Annotated in this window: 22 protein-coding genes; 8 read left to right on the plus strand and 14 right to left on the minus strand. The window is 71.2% G+C overall.

Features of this window, described 5'->3' with window-relative positions; translation table 11 throughout:
* Nucleotides 1–12: 12 nt before the first annotated feature.
* Nucleotides 13–627, minus strand: coding sequence for an Rv1733c family protein (locus tag ACMXN5_RS48375; protein ID WP_439681259.1), 615 nt, complete (start codon nt 625–627; stop codon nt 13–15).
* Complete coding sequence (locus tag ACMXN5_RS48380) at nt 624–1,508, minus strand: universal stress protein (RefSeq protein ID WP_439681260.1); 885 nt, start codon at nt 1,506–1,508, stop codon at nt 624–626. Before ACMXN5_RS48380 ends, ACMXN5_RS48375 begins: the two co-directional genes overlap by 4 nt.
* 248 nt (nt 1,509–1,756) lie before the next feature.
* Here ACMXN5_RS48380 and ACMXN5_RS48385 point away from each other — a divergent pair, with 248 nt between their 5' ends.
* Together ACMXN5_RS48385 and ACMXN5_RS48390 are read left to right on the plus strand one after the other, a co-directional pair.
* Nucleotides 1,757–2,287, plus strand: a complete 531-nt coding sequence (locus ACMXN5_RS48385; RefSeq protein ID WP_439681261.1) for a CBS domain-containing protein — start codon at nt 1,757–1,759, stop codon at nt 2,285–2,287.
* 71 nt (nt 2,288–2,358) lie between these two features.
* Nucleotides 2,359–2,871: a universal stress protein gene (locus ACMXN5_RS48390; RefSeq protein ID WP_439681262.1), complete on the plus strand. Its 513-nt coding sequence runs from the start codon at nt 2,359–2,361 to the stop codon at nt 2,869–2,871.
* A gap of 132 nt (nt 2,872–3,003) precedes the next feature.
* Here ACMXN5_RS48390 and ACMXN5_RS48395 read toward each other — a convergent pair whose 3' ends face one another.
* From ACMXN5_RS48395 to ACMXN5_RS48430, 8 genes are all read right to left on the minus strand, one after another.
* Nucleotides 3,004–3,672 (minus strand): helix-turn-helix domain-containing protein, encoded by a 669-nt coding sequence (locus ACMXN5_RS48395; protein ID WP_439681263.1) that lies wholly within the window; start codon nt 3,670–3,672, stop codon nt 3,004–3,006.
* Nucleotides 3,673–3,727: 55 nt separating this feature from the next.
* Complete coding sequence (gene ppdK / locus ACMXN5_RS48400) at nt 3,728–6,430, minus strand: pyruvate, phosphate dikinase (protein ID WP_439681264.1); 2,703 nt, start codon at nt 6,428–6,430, stop codon at nt 3,728–3,730.
* Nucleotides 6,431–6,461: 31 nt separating this feature from the next.
* On the minus strand, nt 6,462–7,475 hold the full coding sequence (gene gap, locus ACMXN5_RS48405) for a type I glyceraldehyde-3-phosphate dehydrogenase (RefSeq protein WP_439681265.1): 1,014 nt from the start codon (nt 7,473–7,475) through the stop codon (nt 6,462–6,464).
* Nucleotides 7,476–7,524: 49 nt separating this feature from the next.
* On the minus strand, nt 7,525–8,568 hold the full coding sequence (locus tag ACMXN5_RS48410) for an alcohol dehydrogenase catalytic domain-containing protein (RefSeq protein WP_439681266.1): 1,044 nt from the start codon (nt 8,566–8,568) through the stop codon (nt 7,525–7,527).
* A 308-nt stretch (nt 8,569–8,876) separates the two neighbouring features.
* Nucleotides 8,877–9,284 (minus strand): ATP-binding protein, encoded by a 408-nt coding sequence (locus ACMXN5_RS48415; RefSeq protein WP_439681267.1) that lies wholly within the window; start codon nt 9,282–9,284, stop codon nt 8,877–8,879.
* A gap of 231 nt (nt 9,285–9,515) precedes the next feature.
* Nucleotides 9,516–9,668, minus strand: a complete 153-nt coding sequence (locus ACMXN5_RS48420) for a hypothetical protein (RefSeq protein ID WP_439681268.1) — start codon at nt 9,666–9,668, stop codon at nt 9,516–9,518.
* A 183-nt stretch (nt 9,669–9,851) separates the two neighbouring features.
* A complete protein-coding gene (locus tag ACMXN5_RS48425; RefSeq protein ID WP_439681269.1) occupies nt 9,852–11,285 on the minus strand; it encodes a sensor histidine kinase in 1,434 nt (477 codons plus the stop codon).
* A gap of 2 nt (nt 11,286–11,287) precedes the next feature.
* Nucleotides 11,288–12,025 (minus strand): response regulator transcription factor, encoded by a 738-nt coding sequence (locus ACMXN5_RS48430; RefSeq protein ID WP_439681270.1) that lies wholly within the window; start codon nt 12,023–12,025, stop codon nt 11,288–11,290.
* Between the two features lie 209 nt (nt 12,026–12,234).
* Here ACMXN5_RS48430 and ACMXN5_RS48435 point away from each other — a divergent pair, with 209 nt between their 5' ends.
* From ACMXN5_RS48435 to ACMXN5_RS48445, 3 genes are read left to right on the plus strand one after another with little or no spacing between them, the layout of a single operon-like run.
* A complete protein-coding gene (locus ACMXN5_RS48435) occupies nt 12,235–13,536 on the plus strand; it encodes a ferredoxin reductase family protein (RefSeq protein ID WP_439681441.1) in 1,302 nt (433 codons plus the stop codon).
* 25 nt (nt 13,537–13,561) lie between these two features.
* On the plus strand, nt 13,562–14,014 hold the full coding sequence (locus tag ACMXN5_RS48440; RefSeq protein ID WP_439681271.1) for an FMN-binding protein: 453 nt from the start codon (nt 13,562–13,564) through the stop codon (nt 14,012–14,014).
* A complete protein-coding gene (locus tag ACMXN5_RS48445) occupies nt 14,007–14,816 on the plus strand; it encodes an FAD:protein FMN transferase (RefSeq protein ID WP_439681272.1) in 810 nt (269 codons plus the stop codon). Before ACMXN5_RS48440 ends, ACMXN5_RS48445 begins: the two co-directional genes overlap by 8 nt.
* A gap of 4 nt (nt 14,817–14,820) precedes the next feature.
* Here ACMXN5_RS48445 and ACMXN5_RS48450 read toward each other — a convergent pair whose 3' ends face one another.
* The 3 genes from ACMXN5_RS48450 to ACMXN5_RS48460 form a co-directional block, all read right to left on the minus strand.
* Nucleotides 14,821–15,570, minus strand: a complete 750-nt coding sequence (locus ACMXN5_RS48450; protein ID WP_439681273.1) for a response regulator — start codon at nt 15,568–15,570, stop codon at nt 14,821–14,823.
* A 107-nt stretch (nt 15,571–15,677) separates the two neighbouring features.
* Nucleotides 15,678–16,097, minus strand: coding sequence for an STAS domain-containing protein (locus ACMXN5_RS48455; protein ID WP_439681274.1), 420 nt, complete (start codon nt 16,095–16,097; stop codon nt 15,678–15,680).
* A gap of 162 nt (nt 16,098–16,259) precedes the next feature.
* Nucleotides 16,260–17,717: an amino acid permease gene (locus tag ACMXN5_RS48460; RefSeq protein WP_439681275.1), complete on the minus strand. Its 1,458-nt coding sequence runs from the start codon at nt 17,715–17,717 to the stop codon at nt 16,260–16,262.
* 328 nt (nt 17,718–18,045) lie between these two features.
* Here ACMXN5_RS48460 and ACMXN5_RS48465 point away from each other — a divergent pair, with 328 nt between their 5' ends.
* The 3 genes from ACMXN5_RS48465 to ACMXN5_RS48475 all read left to right on the plus strand — a co-directional run bounded on the left by ACMXN5_RS48465 (nt 18,046) and on the right by ACMXN5_RS48475 (nt 20,234).
* On the plus strand, nt 18,046–18,747 hold the full coding sequence (locus ACMXN5_RS48465; RefSeq protein WP_439681276.1) for a CBS domain-containing protein: 702 nt from the start codon (nt 18,046–18,048) through the stop codon (nt 18,745–18,747).
* A 10-nt stretch (nt 18,748–18,757) separates the two neighbouring features.
* Nucleotides 18,758–19,228, plus strand: a complete 471-nt coding sequence (locus tag ACMXN5_RS48470) for a Crp/Fnr family transcriptional regulator (protein WP_439681277.1) — start codon at nt 18,758–18,760, stop codon at nt 19,226–19,228.
* Between the two features lie 97 nt (nt 19,229–19,325).
* Entirely contained in the window at nt 19,326–20,234 is a 909-nt protein-coding gene (locus ACMXN5_RS48475) for a universal stress protein (protein ID WP_439681278.1), read from the plus strand.
* A 78-nt stretch (nt 20,235–20,312) separates the two neighbouring features.
* Here the strand turns inward: ACMXN5_RS48475 and ACMXN5_RS48480 are convergent, their stop codons facing one another.
* Nucleotides 20,313–21,167, minus strand: a complete 855-nt coding sequence (locus ACMXN5_RS48480; RefSeq protein WP_439681279.1) for a universal stress protein — start codon at nt 21,165–21,167, stop codon at nt 20,313–20,315.
* Nucleotides 21,168–21,229: the final 62 nt, after the last annotated feature.

The following is a 21,229-nucleotide window of genomic DNA, read 5'->3' on the forward strand; positions in this document are numbered from 1 at the left end:
CCCCTCTGGCGCTCAGTGTTCGATTCGGCCGGTCCACTTCGGCTCGACCGCCGCCCACTCCCACTCCCACTCGCGGGTGCGCCGGCGGGAGATCAGCACTTGCCCCGAGCCGAACGCCGCGGCGGTGATCAGGAGCGACGCGGCGAGCGCGAGCAGACCGGCGGTGATCGCGTCGACGACGATCGCGCCGTGGGTTGGCGGGGGTGCGGTGGGCCGGCCTTCGGCGTCGAGCCAGATTCGGGTCGTGTCGCCCGCCGATCCGACGCGAGGCACCTGAGCCTCGCCGGTTCGGGCCGTGCCGTCGGCCGCGACCCATTGCACGCTCGCGGTCACCGTCTCGGCACCGGCCCGGGCCACGGTGGGTGGCTTGCTCAACAGCACGGCGGAGATCGGTTGCTTGTGCGCCAGTTGCCCAGTGCGCGCTGCCTCGCCGGAGTCGGCTTGCACGTAAACGACCGTCAGGACGACCAACGGCACCACGAGCAGGGCCAGGATCGTCAGCGCGAGCATCGCCCGCAGGTGAGTGACGTCGCATCGCCGATACATCGGCTCGCGGCCGAGGAGTGCGCGAAACCGTCGCCGCACTCGTGCGGACGTTCCGTGCCTTCGCGGCCTCGCGGCGTTCATGGCGCGGCGGTCGGTATCGGCACGACGGCCACCGGACAGGTGGCGTGGTGGAGTACCGCGTGGGTGGTGGGGCCGAGGCGCATCGGGAAGGGGCCGTGTGCCCGGTGGGCGGCGACGACCAGCAGGTCCGCGTGTGCGGAGACACCGATCAGGGCGTACGCGGGCGCACCGGTTGCGACGATGGCCTCGATCGTGACATCGGGTGCCTTAGCCCGGATCGGTTCGAGGATTTCCGTCAGAAGGTGGTCGTGGGATGTCGCCAGGTCCAGCGGGTCACCGAGCAGCGGGGCGACCACGCCGGGGAAGTAGCCGGCCATCGTCAGCGTCCATACGTGGACGGGGACCACCCTGCCGCCGATGTGACGGGCCCGCTCCACGGCGAACTCCACGGCCGGTGTGTCGCTGTGGTCGGCGACGCCCACGACGACGCTCGGCGTGTCCACCTCGTCGGCCGCTTCGGGTACGACGACCACGGGGCAGGTCGTGTGCGCGCACACCCGCAGTGACACCGACCCGAGCAGCAGGCCCGCGAAGCCGCCGTGGCCGCGGGTGCCGACCACGATCAGCTCGGCCCGCCGGCTCGCCTCCAGAATCACGTCCGCCGCCGGGTCCTCGACCAGCGACGTCTCGACGGTCAGGTGAGGGTACGCCGCCCGGCTGCGGTCCGCCGCCTGCTCTAGGAGGGCACGGGCACCCTCATGGACCTCTTTCGCACGAGCGTGCCCCCCGAGGGCGGCGTCCGGGACGGCCATGGCCAGGTAGAGCGGCATCTCGGCGTCGGCGGCGGCGCGGGCACCCCAGAGCAGCGCGCGTTCTCCGCCGGGAGAGCCGTCGTAACCGACGAGAACCCCGAGGTGGAGGAGTTGGATTCCGGTGCTCATGGCTTGTCCAATCGTCGATGAACGACATCTCGGGCGGCGGAGCCGGCACGGCGATCTCCGATCGACTCCTCACTTTCAGCGTGCGCGCGCGCCACCGGCGGACACAGGGCTACCCGGTACCGCCGGACCGGGACCTTCGGCCCGGTCCACCCTCCCCACCGGCCCTGTCCCGGAGGTTGCGAAGACTGGATGGTGGAGACAGGGCGAACCGCGCAATCGCGGGGCCCGGAGCCACAGGAGGGAGCGCGATGAGGACGAGCAGCGGACCCGCCCCGGACACCACGACCACCCTCCCCGTCGAGGGGTCGGTACGAGAGCGGGGCGTGACCGAGGTGATGAGCACGGCGTTGCTCACCGTCGCGGGCGACGAATCCCTTTTGAGGGCCTGGGAGTTGATCCAGCGCACCGGGTTCCACCACCTGCCCGTCGTGGACGAGGAGGGCCGTTGTGTGGGGCTGCTGGAGCGCGGCGACCTGGCGGTGGCGTGTGCGCTTCCGGCGATCTCGCTCGCCGAGCGCTACGTGGGCGACCTGCTGTCCGGCGGCGCCCAGCCGCAGGTGTCGAGCTCCGCTCGACTGGCCGAGGTGGCCGAGGTGATGCACGAGCACGCGGTGGACGCGGTCGCGGTCACCGACGACAACGAGGCCCTGGTCGGTCTGGTGACCGCCCGCGACCTCGTCACGGCACTCGCCGGACGCACGTCGCCACACGGTCCCCGGGATCGCGGCCCGGTGCTCTTCCGCTTGGAACCCGTGCTTCCGCCGTCGCGCCACGGCTGATCGGCTCGACGAACCCAGTTGGGCCCTTCCTCACAACCCACGACCATCACGACGACCCGAAGGAACTCGACATGGAATCGCTCGGCACCCGATTCGACCGGGAAACGACGGGCGTGGCCCCTCGACAGGGCGTCATACCTGCCGACGACGCCGCGAAGAACCGCCCGGACGGCAGAATCGTGGTGGGCCTGGACGGCTCGTACGGATCCGCCGTCGCCCTGCGCTGGGCCGCGCGCGAGGCCGCCGAACTCGGCGTGGTCCTCGACGTGGTGGCGGCCTGGACGGACGCCGACCCGGAACGCCCGACCCTGGACCGCCCGGACGCCCCGCTGTCGGTGGCCCGCGAGCGGCTGGAGCACGCGCTGGCGAACCTGGTGCGGGTTCCGATCCCACCGGAGCGCATCGTGGCCACCCCACTGCACGGCGCGGCCGGCGAGGTCCTGGTCGCCCGCGCACGGGACGCCCGCCTGCTGGTACTGGGCACCAGCGGCATCGAATGCCCCACGATCCCCGGCCCCACCGGCCTGTACTGCCTGCGCCACAGCACGACCCCGGTGCTGTTCGTCCCGGCACCGGATGCCTGATCCCGCACCTCACCCGACTGCCCGAGCCTGATCCTCAGGCTCGGGCAGTCGGCCGTTCGCACGGTTTCGCCGAGACGACGCGGTCTTTTTAGACCGGTTCTCGCCCCGTGGTTTCGCTTCCGGTGGCGCGGTTCACCGCTGCGCCTGGCTCGGCCGCACCCGGCGGCCGGTTACGCGGCCGGGGCAGATGCGGAACCACAGTTCGCTGCGGCGGGCGGGCCAGGTGCCGCCGCCGGCCTCGGCGAGTCGGGCGATCTCGATCGGGTCGGTGACGGGTTCGACCACACCGATTACCAGAACGCTCCAGCCCAGTCGGGCGTACCGGTCCACGTCGTCCACCTCGAAGGCCGCCGCTCCCCGAACGTGGGCAAGCGGGGAGTCCGGTCGGGTAGTGAAGACGATGTCCTCCCCGTCGATCACGTAGTTGACGGGAAGCACCCAAGGGGCCTGGTCCAGGCCGCCGGCGAGCCGACCTACCTCGTGACCGGCGAGGCGGGCGCGGCACTCCGTTTCACTCATCACGAGCAGCCTGGGGGCGTCGGGGGTGTCGGCCTCGGGCGCGTCGGACAGACCGGACACGAGGGCGGTGACGCTGGTTTCCAGCGCCACCGCCAGGCCGCCGAGGGCGGCGCGGGACAAGGGGGCGTCCCCGACCTCGAGTTCCACAAGCCACTTCATCGGCAGTCCGGCCCGGGCACAGACGTCCGCCCGGGTCAGACCGAGCTGCTCGCGCCGACGTCGGATGTTGCGGGGTATGTCGACCATGTCGGGGAGGCGGGTGCCCGCCGTCTCGTTGTCCATCGGGTTCTCCTTCGCGACGGGCCGTTGCGGCGACTCGAACGGCCCGGGGCGCTGCTCAGTCGGGGCTGGATTCGGTGTGGTCGGTGCGGCGGGCGGCGACGGTGGCTCGGGCGGCTTCCAGGCGGGCGCCCGGGAGGCGGTACGGCGAGCAGGAGACGTAGTCGATGCCGCACTCGTCGAAGAAGTGGATCGAGTCGGGGTCGCCGCCGTGTTCCCCGCAGACGCCGATGCGCAGGTTCGGGTCTGTGGTGCGGCCCCGGTCGACGCCGGTGCGCACCAGGCGGCCGACGCCGTCGCGGTCGATGGTCTCGAACGGGGAGACGGGCAGGATGCCGCGTTCGAGGTAGGCGGCGAGGAAGGACGCCTCGGCGTCGTCGCGGGACAGGCCCCAGGTGGTCTGGGTCAGGTCGTTGGTGCCGAAAGAGAAGAAGTCCGCCGAGCGGGCGATCTCGTCCGCGGTCAGCGCGGCCCTGGGCAGTTCGATCATGGTGCCGATCGGGCAGCGCACGTCGACGCCGGTGCGTTCGCGGACCTCGGCGAGCACACGTTCGACCTCGGTGCGGACGATGCGCAGTTCCGTCTCGGTGGCCACGAGCGGAATCATGATTTCCGCTCGCGGATCGCCGCCGGCGCGCACCCGGGCGGCGACGGCCTCGCCGATCGCCCAGACCTGGGTTGCGATCAGGCCCGGTACGGCGAGGGCGAGGCGTACGCCGCGCAGGCCCAGCATCGGGTTCTGTTCGTGGAGCAGTTCGCCGGCCTCGTGCAGCCGCAGATCGCGTGGCTCGGGTTGTTGTCCGAGAGCGTGTGCGCGGGCGATGCGCACGGCCGACTCGGTGTGGTCGGGCAGGAATTCGTGCAGGGGCGGATCGATCAGCCGGATGGTGACCGGCAATGCGTCCATGGCGGTGAGGATGCCGATGAAGTCCTCGCGTTGGAGCGGGAGGAGGGCGTCCAGCGCGGCGTTTCGTTCGGTATCGGTGCGGGCCAGGATCATGTCCTCGACCAGTCGCCGACGCTCGCCCAGGAACATGTGCTCGGTGCGGCACAGGCCGATGCCGCGCGCTCCGTAGCGGCGTGCGCGGGCCGCGTCCTCCGGGGTGTCCGCGTTGGCCAGGACGTCCATCCGGCGTATCCCGTCGGCCTGTTCCAGGCAGCGGGCGACGGCTTCGACCAGGCCGGGCGATCGGGTGCCGGTCTCCAGGTAGCGGGTGACCGGGGAGGCGACCAGCGGCAGCGCCCCGGGGTGCACGGTGCCGGCGGTGCCGTCGACGGAGACGACCGTGCCCTCTTCGACCACGGTGCCGTCGGCGGTGGTGAATCGGCGCCGCTCCGGGTCGATGTCGAGCTCGGCGGCGCCGCACACGCACACCTTGCCCATGCCGCGCGCGACCACCGCCGCGTGGCTGGTCTTGCCGCCTCGGCCGGTGAGTACGGCCTCGGCGGCGATCATGCCGGGCAGATCGTCGGGGCTGGTCTCGTGGCGAACGAGCACCACGTGCTCATCGGCCTCCGCTCTGCGGACCGCCTCGGCGACGTCGAAGACGACGGCGCCGACCGCGGCTCCGGGCGAGGCCGGTACGCCGTGCGCGAGGGCCGGGGTGTCGGGGTCGGCGTCGAAGCGAGGGAAGGTGAGGTGGTCGAGCTGCCCGGCGTGGATCCGCGACAGGGCCTCGGGCCAGGTGATCGCGTCCTCGTCCACGAGTGCGCAGGCGATCCGGAACGCGGCCTCGGGAGTGCGTTTGCCGACCCTGGTCTGCAACACCCACAGCCTGCCGCGCTCGATGGTGAACTCGACGTCGCACAGGTCGCGGTAGTGGGCTTCCAGGAGGGCCAGATGTGCGCGCAGTCGGTGGTAGGAGTTCGGGTCCAGGCGCTCCAGTTCGTCGAGCGCGAGGGCGTCGCGCACGCCGGAGACGACGTCCTCGCCCTGGGCGTCGGGCAGGTAGTCGCCGTAGACGCCGGGTCGGCCGGTGCCCGGGTCGCGGGTGAAGGCGACTCCCGAACCGGAGTCGGGGCCCAGGTTGCCGAAGACCATGGCCTGGATGTTCACGGCCGTGCCGAGGTCGTCCGGGATATGCTCGCGGCGGCGATAGACCGCGGCACGTTCGCCGTTCCAGGACTCGAACACGGCCACCACCGAGCGGCGCAGTTGCTCGCGCGGATCCTGCGGGAACTCCTCGCCGGTCGCGTCGTGGATGATCCCCTGGAATTCCCTTACCGTCTCGGCCAGTTGATGTGCGTCGAGGCCCAGGTCGTCGGCGGCGCCGAGTTGCCGGCGGCGCCGGGTCAACACGGCCTCGAAGCGGGCGGCGTCGATGCCGAGCACGGTGGCGCCGTACATCTGGACCAGGCGCCGGTAGGAGTCCCAGGCGAACCGCTCGCGGCCGGTGCTCTTGGCGAGGCCGAGCACCGAGGCGTCGTTGAGGCCGACGTCCAAGATGGTGTCCATCATCCCGGGCATGGAGAAGCGCGCGCCGGAGCGCACCGACACCAGGAGCGGGTCGTCGGCGTCGCCCAGTCGCCGCCCCATGATCTGCTCCAGGCGTACGAGGTGGGCGGTGATCTCCTCCTCCAGGCCCTCGGGCACGCGGCCGGTGCGCAGGAAGGCCCGGCAGGCGTCGGTGCCGATCGTGAAGCCCGGCGGCACCGGCAGTCCCAGACGGGTCATCTCGGCGAGGTTGGCGCCCTTGCCGCCGAGCAACGCGGCCTGTTCCCGGGAGCCTTCGGCGAAGTCGTACACGTACGCGGTGGTCATGGCCGGCCTTCCTGCGCGGTCGTGTGAGTGGTCAGAGCCGGTGGGCGACGTATTCGGTCAGGTCGAGCAGGCGGTTGGTGTAGCCCCATTCGTTGTCGTACCAGCCGAAGACCTTGACCAAGTTGCCGTTGACCTGGGTGAGTTCGGCGTCGATGACGCACGAGTGCGGGTCGCCGATCACGTCCCGGGAGACGATCGGCACGCGCGATACCCGCAGGATGCCGCGCAACGGGCCCTGGGCCGCGGCCTCGAAGGCGGCGTTGACGCCTGCGGCGTCGGTTTCGTCGCGCAGGATCAGGGTGAGGTCGGTGAGTGAGCCGTCCTCGACGGGCACCCGGACCGAAATCCCGTCCAGGGCGCCGTCCAGCTCGGGGAGCACGAGGCCGACGGAGCGGGCCGCGCCGGTGCTGGTGGGGATCATGCTCAGCGCGGCCGAACGCGCCCGGCGCAGATCCTTGTGCGGCGCGTCGAGCAGGGACTGGTCGTTGGTGTAGCCGTGAATGGTGGTCATCAGGCCGCGTTCGATGCGGAAGGCGTCGTGCAGGACCTTGACCATCGGGACGACGCAGTTCGTGGTGCACGACGCGGCCGAGACGACGTGGTCGGTGCCCGGGTCGTAGTCGCCCTCGTTGACGCCCATCACGATGGTGGCGTCGACGCCGCGGCCGGGAGCGGAGAGCAGGACCTTGGCGGCGCCGGACTTGAGGTGGGTCGCCGCGTCGTCGCGGGTGCGGAAGCGGCCGGTGGATTCGATCACGATGTCTACGCCGGCCGCGTCCCAGGCCAGGGCGGCCGGGTCTCGGTGGGCGGTGACGGCGATCGGGACGCCGTCGACGACGATCGTGTCGCCATCGGTCTCGACCGCGCGGGCGAGGGTGCCGTAGGTGGAGTCGTATTTGAGCAGGTGCGCGAGTGTGGCGGCGGGGGCGATGTCGTTGATCGCCACCACCTCGACGGGCGTGGTGCCGTCGGCGCGGTCCAGGACGGCGCGCAGGTAGTTGCGGCCGATCCGGCCGAAGCCGTTGATTCCCACACGAACGGTCATCGCGGGATCCTCCTCGGATCTCGTGGAACGCGGATTGGAGCGGGCCGGTTCAGCCGCGGAAGAGGGCGACCTTGAGTGCGCCGGTCTCCGCCGCGCGGGCGAAGGTGTCGTAGGCGGTGGACATCTCGTCGAGGCCAAACCGGTGGGTGATCATCCCTTCCGTGCCGAGTCGGCCCTCGGCGAGCAGATCCAGGAGCAGCGGGGTACTGGTGGTGTCGACGAGGCCGGTGGTGAGGGTGAGGTTGCGGATCCACAGGTCTTCGAGGTGCAGGGTGGCCGGTTTGCCGTGCACGCCGACGTTGGCGACGTGTCCGCCGGCGCGGACCAGTCGGGTGCACAGTTCGAAGGACTCGGGCGCACCGACGGCCTCGATGGCCACGTGCGCGGCCTGCCCGTCCGCGGTGAGCGGGCGCAGGGTCTCGGGGGTGGCGTCGGGGAGGTCGAGCACGAGGTCGGCGCCGAACGCCTTCGCGGCGTCGCGACGCGCGGCCGAGGGATCGACGGCGACGATGCGGGAGGGGGTGAACAGGCGGGCGGTGGTGATGGCGGCCAGGCCGATGGGGCCGGCCCCGACGATGACCACGGTGTCGCCGGGGGCCACCCGCCCGTTGCGCACGCCGACCTCGTAGGAGGTGGGCAGGATGTCCGCGAGCATCAGTGCCTGCTCGTCGCCGACGACGTCCGGGATCCGATACAGGGACGTGTCCGCGAAGGGCACCCGTACGTATTCGGCCTGGGTGCCGTCGATCAGGTGGCCCAGCACCCAACCGCCTCCGCCCGAGCACTGTCCGTAGGCGCCGGTACGACAGTTGCGACAGCGCCCGCACGAGGAGATGCACGAGACGAGGACTCGGTCGCCCGCGGTGAAGTCCCGAACTCCGGGGCCCGCTTCGGTGATCGTGCCGACGGCCTCGTGGCCGAGGATCCGGCCCGGCTCGACCTCGGGCACGTCGCCCTCGAGGATGTGCAGGTCGGTGCCGCAGATGGTGACGGCGTCCACGCGGATCACCGCGTCCTGCGGGTCGCGCACGGTCGGCGTGGGCACGTCCTCCCAGCGGTGATGTCCGGCGCCGTGGTAGGTCAGGGCTTTCATGGCGTCCGCCTTTCCGAAGGTGAGCGGTAACGCTTTCCACCCCCAGCGTCACGCCGCCCGGGCGACCGCCATAGGGCCGAGTGGCCCGACCGAAAGGGCCGACCGACACGAGGCGTCCCGATGACCGCTCCATGGTCGCCGGCGCGGCGGGTCAGCGTCAGGGCACAGCCGGCCGATCAGGTCGTCGAGACCGACTCGGTGCTTGCCAACGCCGATGCCATCGAAGCTTGGAGGCATTCGAAGACGAAGCCGTTCGTGTCGATGGTCGGGGTCGGTCGACGGCTTCGAGCGCGGGGCTCGGTGAGTGGTCAGGCCAGGCGGCCGGCGACGTGGCCGCCCGGATCGTCGGCCAGCACGACGGATGCGAAGATCCGCTTGCCCCCGGGCTCACGGTGCACCGCGAAGCTTCGACAAAGCGCCATCACGATCTCCAGACCGTGCCGGCCGACTCGATCCGGGTCGGGCGGGAGCATCGGCGGCGGCGTCGGGTCTGCGTCCCACACAGTCACCTCGATGGCACCGTCGCGAACCTCCAGTGTCAACAGGCACGGGCCGGGAGCGTGCCGTCGGACATTGGTCACCAGTTCGCTGACCACGAGTTGCACCGTCTCCCACACGCGCTCGGACACCGGCAGTCCGTGCTCACTCTGCACGTCGCGAAGGAAACCACGAGTCAGGGCGCGGGCCAGAGAGACGCTTTCGTCTTCGCCGAACACGGCCGAAGCCGAGACGAGTCCCCGCCGGCGATCCCTACCGTCCATCGTCCGCCCCATGTCGTCCCGCCTCTCCGAGCACCCCAACCCCAGGGCGCTCGTCTACCCCGGGACCCTCACACCAGACGGGCAACGCGGCCTCGACTCCCGGGCTGTTACCCGGCCCGCCGAGCGCCGCCCCCAGGAGGCATTGATGGGCCGAACCCGCTCCACCCCGCCCTTTCGATATCCGGTTCAGGCGTCGGTCGATTCCCCCAACCCGACGAGAGGCTCGACGGCTCGGATCAGGTTCTCCAACGCCGCCGTGACCCCTTCGAGTTCCCGGACCAGTCGCTGTTCGGCCGACTCGCTCGGCTGCCGCATCGCCCTCAGACGGGCCGTAGCCATCGCCTGACGGGCGGCCTCGATCGCGCGCCGCACATCCTCGGGACGATCCCCTCCCGTCTGCGCCACAAGGACCCCTCCCCCTCGCCGACGAGCACATACGCCCGCTCCCGGGCAATCGGCACGCTACCGCAGCGCGGGGCCCGCGACCGATCCACGTTACCGGGGCGCTGCTTCGCCGAGCACCTACCGATCGTGTGGAAGGCACACCAGGAACTCCGTGCGTCCTTGCCGGTCGGTCAATTCGACGGTTCCGCCGTGTGCGACGACGACCGCCTTGACGATGGCCAGTCCCAGTCCGGTGGCGCCGGTGGCACGTGAACGACCGGGGTCGGCGCGGGTGAAGCGGTCGAAGATGTGCGCTCTGGCCGCGATCGGCACGCCCGGGCCGTCGTCGGACACGCTCAACTCGACGTGCGTGGTAGCGGCAGCGAGGCGCACCGTCACCTCGGTGCCCGGCGGGGTGTGGACCCGGGCATTGGCCAGCAGGTTGGCGATCACCTGCTGGAGGCGGTGCCCGTCGCCGGTCACCGTCACCGGTTCCTCGGGCAGCTCCAGGACCCAGTGATGCTCGGGCCCGGCCGCGCGGGCATCGCTCGTGGCATCCAGCACCAGGCGGGTGAGGTCCACCGTTTCGTGCACGAGCGGGCGGCCGGCGTCCAGTCGGGCCAGCAGCAGCAGGTCGTCCACGAGTGCGCTCATGCGCTGCGATTCGGCCTGGATGCGTTCCAGGGAGTGGCGGACCTCCGGTGGTACCGCTCCGGGGTGGCGCAGCGCGAGTTCGGCATGTCCGCGCACGCTCGCCACCGGGGTGCGCAGTTCGTGGCTGGCGTCCGCGGCGAAGTGCCGCAGGCGTTGCTCACTGGCCTGCCGGCGGGCCAGCGCGTCGCCGACGTGTCCCAGCATGCGGTTGAGCGCGACGCCGACCCGGCCGACCTCGGTACGCGGATCCGTGTCGGCGATGGGCGCCGGCATCGCCACCTCCCCACCCGCCAGCGGCAGTTCGGCCACTCGGGTCGCGGTGCCCACGACCTCGCGCAACGGGCGCAACGACACCCGCACCCAGAACGCGGCGATCACCCCGGTGATCACCAGCGCCGCCCCGAAGACCAGCACCTCGATGGCCTCCAGGCGGTGCACCGTCTCCTCGATCTCGTGCAGCGGCAAACCGGTGATCAGTACGTCGCCGTCCTGACCGGACATGGCGACGACCCGGTATCGGCCGAGCCCGCCGATCCGCACGTCGTGCGCCCGACCGTCGACCGGCACCCCGGCCAGGGCTCGCCGGTCGCCTGCCGTGAGGGCGGGTTCGTGTTGTCCGTCCCGGCTGACCACCGCCGCCACGGTGGTCTGTCCGTCGAGCAGCCGAGCGCCCAGGGTGCCCTCGGCCTGGCCGCGCGTGTCGAGCCGCCCGTCAGCGCCGGGCCGGGTCGAGCGCTCCAGGCCGGCCGCGAACCTGCCTCCCGCGTCGTGCAGTTGTCGATCCAGCCGATCCTTGAGAAATCCCTCCAGCGCGACCACGGTGGCCACTCCCACGGCCAGACAGGCGACCGCGAGCAGGAGCACCAGGGCGGCGGTGAGTCTGCTGCGCAAGGTGCGCGGCCATCTCGGAGCGCGCATCCTCACGGGTGCTCCGCCGGCTTGAGCACGTAGCCGACTCCGCGCACGGTGTGGATCAGCGGGGTGCGTCCGGCGTCCACCTTCTTGCGCAGGTAGCTGATGTACAGCTCGACCACGTGCGCCTGGCCGCCGAAGTCGTAGGACCACACCCGGTCGAGGATCTGTGCCTTGGACAACACCCGCCGGGGATTGCGCATCAGATAGCGCAGCAGTTCGAACTCGGTGCGGGAGAGTTCGATCACCGAGCCCGCGCGGGTCACCTCGCGCGCATCCTGATCGAGCACCAGATCGCCGACCACCAGTCGATCGCCACCGGCTTCGCGGGCCATCCCGGCGCGCCGCAACAATCCTCGCAGCCGGGCCAGCACCTCTTCGAGGCTGAAGGGTTTGGTGACGTAGTCGTCACCGCCTGCGGTGATCCCGGCGATGCGGTCCTCCACCGCGTCGCGCGCGGTCAGGAAGAGCACGCACACCCGGTCCAGTTCGGCGCGCAGGGCGCGCAGGAGCGTCAGGCCGTCGGTGTCCGGCAACATCCAGTCCAGGACGATCGCGTCCGGGCGAAAAGCCCGCGCCGCCGCCAGCGCGTCGGCGCCGTCCGCCGCGGCGCGCACGTCGCAACCCTCGTAGCGCAGTGCGCCCGACAGGACCTCGGTCAGGTCCGGCTCGTCGTCCACGACCAGGATCCGCACCGGTTGCCCGTCGGGCCGGCGCAGCGGGGAAGGTGTGCTGGGGTTCTCCATGATTCGACCAGCATCGCGCGTGATCGGCGTTCTCCCACCGTCGGCGCGCCTCTGAGTTTCCTCTGAATCCACGCCGAACCCGGCTGTTCAGAGGATGTTCAGAGGTTGCGTTGCGAGGCTGACCGTCCACCGCCCGGCGGAGAGGAGTTCTCGTGAGCCACACGCTGTATCGCGATCCCCCTGTAGCGGGATCCGCTGCCGTCCACCCGCTGCGCCGCGCGGTACCGGGTGTGGCCCGGGCGCTGATCGTCGGCGGGGCCGTCGCCGTGGTAGGTCTGTGGTGGGCCGACACGCCCACCGTAATCGGGCCGGCGGACTGGATCACCGACGCGGGTCGCATCACGGGGTTGTTGGCCGGCTACGCGTGCGCGGTCCTGCTCGCCCTCATGGCGCGCATACCCCTGCTCGATCACCACATCGGGTCGGATCGACTGGCGCGTTGGCACGCCATGGGTGGCCGATACACGGTCTGTCTGGCCGTGGCGCACACGCTGCTGGTCATCGTGGGCTACTCGCTCGCCGCGCATACCGATGTCCTCCACCAGACCGGCACCCTGGTGTTCGACTATCCCGAGATGCTGAAGGGCACGATCGGCTTCCTGCTGTTGCTTGCCACCGGTGTGCTCTCGGCGCGTGCGGCCCGCCGCCGGCTGTCCTACGAGACCTGGCACTACCTGCACTTCGCCACCTACCTGGCGGTCTTCCTGGTCTTCGGCCACATGCTCGCCAACGGTGCGGACTTCATCGGCAGCGAACCGGCCCGCGTCGGCTGGTACGCGCTCTACCTCGGCGTCGCGGCCCTGGTGCTCTGGTACCGGTTCCTGATCCCGCTGCGGCGCGCGCTGCGCCACCGGTTGCGGGTCGTGGCGGTGCGTCCCGAAGCCCCGGGAGTGGTCTCGGTTCACCTCACCGGCCGGCATCTGATGGAACTCGGCGGCGAATCCGGCCAGTTCCTTCGCTGGCGATTCCTGACCCGCGGCCTGTGGTGGACCGCCAACCCCTATTCGCTCTCCGCGCCCGCTCACCCTGCCGGCCTACGCATCACCGTCAAGGCCGCCGGCGCGCACAGCGCGGCCCTGGCGCGACTGACGCCGGGCACGCGGGTGTGGGCGGAGGGGCCGTACGGCGCGTTCACCGCGGCCCGCCGTACCGCCCCCGCGGTACTGCTGCTGGCCGGCGGCGTGGGCATCACGCCGCTGCGGGCCCTGTTCGAGACCCTTCCCGGACAGGTGACGCTGATCTATCGGGCTCGGCGGCCACAGGACTTCGCCCTGCGGGCCGAACTCGACACCATCGCGGCGGCCCGCCACGCGTGCGTGCACTACATCGACGATCCGACGGCCGGCGCGTACCCGCTCTCCTCCGGGGCGCTGTCCGCTCTGGTACCCGACCTGGCGGCGCACGACGTCTACGTGTGCGGGCCGCCCGCGATGGTCGACACCGCGATCCCCGCGCTGCGCGCCGCGGGCGTACCGCGGCGGCGCATCCATCACGAGTCGTTCGCCCTTTGAATCCTTCGTCTCCGGGGAGTCGTCCATGCGCCGTATGGCCCTGACCACCGTTTCCACGATCGCGGGCGTCATCCTGCTGCTGTCGCTCAAACCCCACCACGACGCGCCCTCGAACACTGCGGCCGAGGGCACGAAATCGACCACCGGCTCTCCCGGTTCCGCCGCGGCATCGCCCACGCCGCCGGGTCCGACGAACACCCGCAGCGGCACGTTCACCGGCGACACGATCGACACTCGCTACGGCCCGGTCCAGGTCGCCGTCACGCTCGCCGACGGCAGGATCACCGATGTACGCGTCCTGCGGACCCCCGACGACAACGGTCGCGACCGACAGATCACCGCGCGGTCCGTACCCACCTTGACGCAGGAGGCCCTGACCGCGCAGAGCGCGCGGATCCACTCCGTCTCCGGGGCCACCTACACCAGCAAGGGCTACATACAGTCCCTCCAGAGCGCATTGGACCAGGCGAATGGCTGACCGCGCACCACGGCGTCTGCACCACGTCGAACACGTCATGGGCACCGTGTTCTCCTTCGACATCCGCGACCGACCGACCACCGAACTACGCGAAGCGCTGAGGCGGGCAATCGCCTGGCTGCATCACGTGGACAGGACCTTCTCCACTTATCGCCCCGACAGCGCGATCAGCCGCCTCGACCGAGGCGAGATCGCGCTCGCCGACTGCCCGCCGGAGGTCGCCACCGTGCTCGACCTCTGCGCCGAGGTGAGCGACCTGAGCGGCGGTTGGTTCAGTGCCCGGCCGGCGGGCCGGCTCGACCCCTCCGGACTCGTCAAGGGCTGGGCGATCGAGCACGCGACACGCCTGCTCGTCGCCGCCGGCGCCCGGAACACATGCGTGAACGGAGGGGGCGACATATGCCTGCGGGGCGAGCCGGAGCCCGGCGAATGCTGGCGTATCGGCGTCGCCCACCCGCTGCGGGACGGCGAGTTGTGCGCCGTCGTCGAGGGTCGGGAACTCGCGATCGCCACCTCGGGTACGGCCGAACGCGGCGCCCACATCCTCGACCCGCGCACCGGTCGCGTCGCCCGGGGTCCGGCCTCGATCACGGTGATCGGTGCCGACCTCACTCGGGTCGACGCCTACGCGACCGCCGCCTTCGCGATGGGCGAGATCGCGCACGGGTGGATCGAACGCCTCACCGGTTATGAGGCGTTCGCGGTCGTCGCGGTCGACCGGACCTGGTCGACGAGCGGATTCGCCGCGCACCTTCGGCCCGCCCAGGGACGTCCGGCGCTGTCGGCCGGCTTGATGCGGTGATGGGTCAGGCGGATGTGCGGTGTGGGAGGGTCCCGGCGAAGACGGCGGCCTGGACGCGACGTTCGAATCCGAGTTTGTGGAGCATGGTGGAGACGTAGTTCTTGACGGTCTTCTCCGCGAGGTGCAGGCGTTCGGCGATCTGGCGGTTGGTCAGGCCCTCGGCGACCAGGTCGAAGATTCGGCGTTCCTGGTCGGAGAGGGAGGCGACGCGCGGGTCCTCGCGTGTTCCGGTGCGGACGCGGTCGAGGACCTTCGTGGTGATCGCCGGGTCGAGGAGCGAGCGGCCGGCGGCGACCTCTCGGACCGCACGGACCAGGTCGGCGCCGCGGATCTGTTTGAGAACGTATCCGGCGGCGCCGGCCATGATCGCGGAGAACAGCGCGTCCTCGTCGTCGTACGAGGTCAGGATCAGCGCGTTGATCTCGGGGAAGGAGGAGCGCACCTCGCGGCACACGTCGACTCCGCTGCCGTCCGGGAGCCGCCCGTCCAGGACGGCGACGTCGGGGCGCAGGGCGGGTATGCGTCTCATGGCCTCGAGGGCGGACGCCGATTCGCCGACGATCTCGATGTCCGCCTCGGCGCCGAGCAGGTCGGCCAGGCCACGGCGGACGACCTCGTGGTCGTCGAGGAGGAACACCCTTATCGTGGCGGGCGGTTCGGGCTTCGCGGTCGGGGTCGGGGTCGTGCGTGTGGCGCCGGTGATACGGGGCAGGCGGGCTCCGGCGACGGCTTCGGTGGTGATCCCGGTTTCCATGGTCTGCTCCCCGAGGGTGACGGACGCGTTCGCCCGGTCGGGTCGACGCGATGATCAGTCTCGGGGCGTGCGGGATCATCGGAACAGGGCCGGTGGTCCCGGGTCCCTCAGGGCCGAGTGGCCCCCACCGGCCCCGAGAAGGGTTCGCGGATGTCGACGGGGCCGACCGCTGCGCGTCCCGTCGGGTGTGGGCCCCCAAAGCGGCAGGTAATCGCGCGGTCGAGTCCCACCAGGCGGATGACACGGGCCGGTTGGCCGTGGACCCCGGTCAGGACCAGCCGGGTGTGGGCCTGGGCACACCGGTGCCGAAGTCGCAGGAAGAGGTTGATGCCGGAGGTATCACAGAAGACGAGGGCGCCGAGGTCGAGCCGGAGTTCGGCGGGGCCGGTTCGGGCGAGGGCGGTCAGGGTCGGTTCGATGCTCGCCGCGCTGTCCAGGTCCAGTTCGCCGCGCAGGTCGACGGTGAGGGACGTGCCGGGCGTTGTCGCGCCGCGGCGGCCGGTCGGAGTCGTCGCGATGGTGATCACAAAGAGCCTCGCTTCCTGGGCTGCGGGTTCCGCCGGGGCGGCTGCGCGACCAGTTCAGTGGGAGCAGTGACCAGTGCCCAGAGGCGGACGGCTCCCGGACGGGGCCGAAGGTCCCGTCCGGGCTCATCGACGTGTGGGCGCCTTCGCCGGCCCGCCGGACGGTCAAGCGGCGTGTCCTCGGGGCTTCGAGGAACTCCGCGGGGAGGCGAGTTGCTCGAGGGACGTCACGGGTGCGGGCGCCGCCTTTTCGCCGTACTCGCCGCGGTCGCGCTTGAGATAGATGTAGACGGGGATGCCGAGGAGGACGGCGAACAGCCCGTAGTAGACGGTCTGGTAGCCGCTGCCCTGGATCGACCAGTAGGAGAACGCCAACGCGGTTCCCGCCACCAGCACGTCCCGCGCGAAGCGGCCCCGACTCGCGTGGTGGGCGTGGGTGAGCAGCCAGTACAGCTGGGCGGCGGCGGAGAACAGGTAGGGGATCGCCGCGGTCAGCACGCTCAGCAACACGATGCTGGTGAACACGTGGTCGAAGCTGGTGTAGGCGGCCACCGTGATCAGCGAAGCCAAAATCGTGGCGGCGAGGATGCCGAACACCGGGGTGTCGCCGCGCTTGCGGGCGAACGCCTTGGGGAACAGCCCCTCTCGGGCGGCGGCGTAGGGCATCTCGGCGCAGATCATCGTCCAGCCCCCCAGCGCGCCGATCCCGGACACGATCGCGGCCACCGCGACCGCGTTGCCGGCCCAGGAGCCGCCCGCCATGTGGTCGGCGGCGTCGGTGAACGGCGCGGTGGAGGCGACGAGTTCGGCGTGCGGGACGGCGCCGAAGACGGCGAGCGTGCCGAGCAGGTAGACCGCCGCACAGGCGAGGGTGCCGTACACCGTGGCGCGGGGCACGTTGCGGCCGGGCTCGCGGACCCGGCCGGCGGCGACGGAGACGGTCTCCAGGCCGATGTAGCTGAACAGCGCGATGGCCGCGGCGGCGGAGATCGCGCCCATCGGCGACCCGCCGTGGGCGTTGAAGGCGCCGAGGTTGTCGGTGTCCAGGAAGAACAAGCCGACGGTGCCCATCAGGATCAACGGGACGAACTTGAGCACGGTGGTGACGATCTGGAAGGCACCCATGCTGCGCAGGCCGGCCAGGTTGATCGCGGCGGGGATCCACAGGCCCGTCAGCGCGATGGCGACCGACCCCCACTTGTTGTGGCCGGTGTTGACGAACACCTCGACGTAGCCGACCCAGGCCACCACGATCGCGGCGTTGCCCGCCCACGCGGTGATCCAGTACGACCAGGCGTTGAGGAACCCGGCGAACTCGCCGAACGCCTCCCGGGCATACACGTAGGGTCCGCCGCTGCCGGGGACCCGGCGAGCGAGCCGTCCGAACGTGACCGCCAGGGCCAGGGCACCGACGGTAACGATGACGAACGCCACCAGGGAGATGGGGCCGTACGGCGCGAGCGCGGCCGGCAGCGCGAACACACCGGTGCCGATGATGCTGCCCACCACCAGGGCCGTGGCGGTGGGCAGACCGAATGTGGAGGCGGAGCCGCGTGCCTCCTCGGATGGCGTGCCAGGTTCGCGGGCCGCGCGGTGGGCGGAGGTCGTTCTTTTCCCGAGCATGGCGAATCCTCGTCGTCGCGATGAGATTCGACCGGGCGTGGCGGTGTGCCGTGGCGGAACTGCTCCGGCCGAACGCTTGCAGCGTGGCCGCCCGGGCGCCGACGCGCCGGTGCCAAAGGTCCCGATGGCGGCGCCGATGGTCATCGCCCCGCTCGGGCGTATGGCACACCGACGCCGGGGCGTGGACCACCCCGGGCCGAACGGCCCTGTGTACCGGGCAACGCGGCCCTGTCCCGGTACCCGAAACGGCGCCACGCTCGTGGTGTCCGGCCGAAGGCGTCGCCGTCGAAGCCTCGGTGACCCGCCGCATATCGACCAGGGGGTTCGCATGTTGCAACGCAAGATCGAGGACGTCATGACCCGGGACGTGGTCACCGTCGGCTCCGACGCCGAGTTCCAGGACATCGTCGCCACATTGGACGCCCGGCGGATCAGCGCCCTGCCGGTCGTCGACGACGAGCGGCGGGTCCTGGGCATCGTCTCGGAGGCGGACCTGCTGCGCGCCCAGGTGGACAAGGCCGAGGACGCCCACCTCCTGACGGGCCTGCGCCGACTGGCGAACCGACACACCAAGGGCGAGGGCCACACGGCCCACGAGTTGATGACCACTCCCGTGGTGAGCGTGGAACCCGCCGCCGGTACCCTCCAGGGCGCGCGTCTGATGGAACGCCACCACGTCAAGCGCCTCCCGGTGGTCGATACCGAAGGTCGGCTGATCGGCATCGTCAGCCGCTGCGACCTGCTGCGCACGTTCCTGCGCCCGGACGCCGAGATCCGAGCCGAGATCGAGCAGGACGTACTGCGCGCGGCGCTGTGGCTGGAGCCCGGCACGATTGTGGTCGACGTGCGCGACGCGGTGGTGTGCCTGTCGGGGGCGGTCGACAACCGCAGTCTCATCGACATCGTGGTGCGGCTGTGCCGCGCCGTCGACGGCGTCGAGAGCGTGACCCACACCCTGACGTTCGACTTCGACGACAGCCATCTCAGGCCCGGTCCAGCGCACTTCGGTCGCCGCTCGCCCGGCTGTTGAGGAGGACACCATGTTCCACGTATCCGGCCGGATCGGCCGCATCCCCAAGGAGCACTTGGATCGGCTCATGGCCTTCGGCCGGCCGGTCACGTTCGAACCCGGCGCCCGCATGTTCGAGGAGGACCGACCGGCCCGCAGCTTCTGGCTCGTCGAGGGCGGCTCCGTCTGCCTGGACGTGCATGTCCCGGGCGGGCACCCGGCGACCGTCGAGACGCTGGGATCGGGTGAACTCGTCGGGTGGAGCCGGCTGTTCCCGCCCTATCGGTGGCACCTGGGCGGCCGGGCCGTCGGTGCCGTCCGGGCCGTGGAGTTCGACGCGGGCGCGGTGCGGGCCGAATGCGAGCGCGATCCCGACTCCGGGCGAGCGATCACCCTCGCGTGCGCGCAGGTGATCGCCGGCCGCCTCCAGGCGAGCCGACTGCGGCTGCTGGACCTGTACGGACCACGCCGTTCGGCGAACGACGACTCCGCGAAAGGGTGAGCCGGCTCACGGCCGGCGAACCACGCACGCACCCCCGCAGGCGGGATCGGAATGCCGCCTGCGGTCCACCCATTCCACTCGATTCCGGGAGTCCGATGTGAACGACAACATTTCGGCCGGTGCGACCACGGACGCCACCGACGGGACCCTGCGCGGTCACGTCGTCGTGGGCGTGGACGGTTCCCCGATCTCCGATCTCGCGACCGATCGAGCCGCCGACGAGGCGGCCCTGCGACACACACCCTTGGAGGTGCTGCACGTCGTCGAGGGGGATCCGAACCACGAAGAGGGCGCGCACGCCGCCCGGTTACGGACGGACGCGGAGGCCCTGGTCGGCCGGGCCGCCGATCGGGCCCGGCGGCGGCAACCCGATCTGGCGATCGTCACCACCATCGTGCTCGGCCGCACCGTCCCGACCCTGGAGGAGGCCGCCGAGCGCGCGAGGCTCATCGTCCTCGGCAATCGCGGCCGAGGCGGTTTCGCGGGCCTGCTGATGGGCTCGGTCTCGCTGTCCGTCGCGGCCACCTCGCGGTGCCCGATCCTCGTCGTCCACGCGCGACACCCCAACGCCCCGGAGAACGAGCCGGGCAGCATCGTCGTGGGCATCTCCGACTTCGACTGCTCGCCCGCCGTCGAGGCCGCGTTCGCGGCGGCACAGGCACGCGCCTTGCCGCTGCGTGCCGTGCACGCCTGGACACCGCCGCTCTCCCCCGCGGCGCCCTACGCGCCCCCGCTGTGGTCCGGCGACGACGGGCGCAACGCCGCCGACGCCACCCTCGGCGCGGCCCTTGCCCCGTTCCTGGACAAGTACCCCGACGTCTCCCTCACCGAGCAGGTCGTCTGCGACGTTCCCGCGCACGCGCTGCTGGCCACCACCGACGAGGCCGACCTGATCGTCCTGGCCGCCCACCGCCGCCATGGCCGCTTCGGCCCCAACCTCGGTCACGTCACCCATGTCCTGCTGCACCACAGCAAGGTTCCGGTCCTGCTGATCCCCGTCGACTGACCCGTCCCGATCGCGTACGAACCGAGACCGCCGGGTGGCGAACCACCCGGCGGTCTCGACGTGTTCGACGCACCGGACTCAATCCGAAGGCACGACCAGCAGCGGTGCGTGCGCGTGGTGCAGCAGTGCGACCACCGAGTGCCCCGGACGCGGTCCGAAGTGGTGCGGCGAGTGGTGCCGCCCCACGACGACAAGACCCGCGTCCCGCGACGCCGCCACCAGCGCGGCACCGGCGCCGGCCCGCACGACGCGTTCCTCGACCTTCACGTGCGGGTTGGCCTCCCGAAGCGGGGACATGACGTTCACGAGCACCTGGCGCGCGAACTCTTCGGCTTGGTGGTAGGGCGTCTCGGCGCCCTGCGCTTCCCGCAGCGCTCGCGGGATCTCGGGGAAGTTCCAGGCGTGCACCGCGATCACGCCCACACCACGCGCCCGGGCCTCGGCGAAGGCGCGCTCCAACGCGGGCCGGCTGTCCTCACCGGCTACGCCGACGACCACCGGACGCCCGGGACGTACACGGGTACGCACCACCAGGACGGGACAGGGTGCCCGACCGGCCAGAGCCAGACTCACCGACCCGAGCAGGATCCCGCCGGCCGCACCGTGCCCACGACTTCCCACGACCAGCAGATCGGCCCGCTTGGCTACCTCCAGCAACCCCGCGACGGGGGCATCGTGTACAACCGAGGAACGCATCCCGATCTCCGGCTGTCGCAAGCGCGCGACATCGGCGGCATCCCGGCGGATGCCTTCGACATGGGCGCTCACTCCCTTGCGGTATCCGGCGTTCCGCTCGAGGGTCGATCCCTGCCAGACGAACACGATCTCCAACTCCGCACCCCGACGGGCGGTTTCGTCGGCTGCCTCGATCACGGCCTCGATCGCCTCGGGCGATCCGTCGGTCGCCGCGACGACGAGCGGTATCCGGTCCATGTCACATCTCCATTCGCACGAGTGGATGACGCCTCGCCCTCACCGTCCCGCTCGCCGAGGAC

It is taken from the genome of Embleya australiensis (assembly GCF_051903075.1).
Taxonomy (GTDB): Bacteria; Actinomycetota; Actinomycetes; order Streptomycetales; family Streptomycetaceae; genus Embleya.

Excerpts from the sequence above, each read along its gene's own strand:
- ACMXN5_RS48375 (WP_439681259.1), bottom strand. The coding sequence starts at position 627 with ATGAACGCCGCGAGGCCGCGAAGGCACGGAACGTCCGCACGAGTGCGG.
- ACMXN5_RS48380 (WP_439681260.1), bottom strand. The coding sequence starts at position 1,508 with ATGAGCACCGGAATCCAACTCCTCCACCTCGGGGTTCTCGTCGGTTAC.
- ACMXN5_RS48385 (WP_439681261.1), top strand. The coding sequence starts at position 1,757 with ATGAGGACGAGCAGCGGACCCGCCCCGGACACCACGACCACCCTCCCC.
- ACMXN5_RS48390 (WP_439681262.1), top strand. The coding sequence starts at position 2,359 with ATGGAATCGCTCGGCACCCGATTCGACCGGGAAACGACGGGCGTGGCC.
- ACMXN5_RS48395 (WP_439681263.1), bottom strand. The coding sequence starts at position 3,672 with ATGGACAACGAGACGGCGGGCACCCGCCTCCCCGACATGGTCGACATA.
- ppdK (WP_439681264.1), bottom strand. The coding sequence starts at position 6,430 with ATGACCACCGCGTACGTGTACGACTTCGCCGAAGGCTCCCGGGAACAG.
- gap (WP_439681265.1), bottom strand. The coding sequence starts at position 7,475 with ATGACCGTTCGTGTGGGAATCAACGGCTTCGGCCGGATCGGCCGCAAC.
- ACMXN5_RS48410 (WP_439681266.1), bottom strand. The coding sequence starts at position 8,568 with ATGAAAGCCCTGACCTACCACGGCGCCGGACATCACCGCTGGGAGGAC.
- ACMXN5_RS48420 (WP_439681268.1), bottom strand. The coding sequence starts at position 9,668 with ATGGCTACGGCCCGTCTGAGGGCGATGCGGCAGCCGAGCGAGTCGGCC.
- ACMXN5_RS48425 (WP_439681269.1), bottom strand. The coding sequence starts at position 11,285 with ATGCGCGCTCCGAGATGGCCGCGCACCTTGCGCAGCAGACTCACCGCC.
- ACMXN5_RS48430 (WP_439681270.1), bottom strand. The coding sequence starts at position 12,025 with ATGGAGAACCCCAGCACACCTTCCCCGCTGCGCCGGCCCGACGGGCAA.
- ACMXN5_RS48440 (WP_439681271.1), top strand. The coding sequence starts at position 13,562 with ATGCGCCGTATGGCCCTGACCACCGTTTCCACGATCGCGGGCGTCATC.
- ACMXN5_RS48445 (WP_439681272.1), top strand. The coding sequence starts at position 14,007 with ATGGCTGACCGCGCACCACGGCGTCTGCACCACGTCGAACACGTCATG.
- ACMXN5_RS48450 (WP_439681273.1), bottom strand. The coding sequence starts at position 15,570 with ATGGAAACCGGGATCACCACCGAAGCCGTCGCCGGAGCCCGCCTGCCC.
- ACMXN5_RS48460 (WP_439681275.1), bottom strand. The coding sequence starts at position 17,717 with ATGCTCGGGAAAAGAACGACCTCCGCCCACCGCGCGGCCCGCGAACCT.
- ACMXN5_RS48465 (WP_439681276.1), top strand. The coding sequence starts at position 18,046 with ATGTTGCAACGCAAGATCGAGGACGTCATGACCCGGGACGTGGTCACC.
- ACMXN5_RS48470 (WP_439681277.1), top strand. The coding sequence starts at position 18,758 with ATGTTCCACGTATCCGGCCGGATCGGCCGCATCCCCAAGGAGCACTTG.
- ACMXN5_RS48480 (WP_439681279.1), bottom strand. The coding sequence starts at position 21,167 with ATGGACCGGATACCGCTCGTCGTCGCGGCGACCGACGGATCGCCCGAG.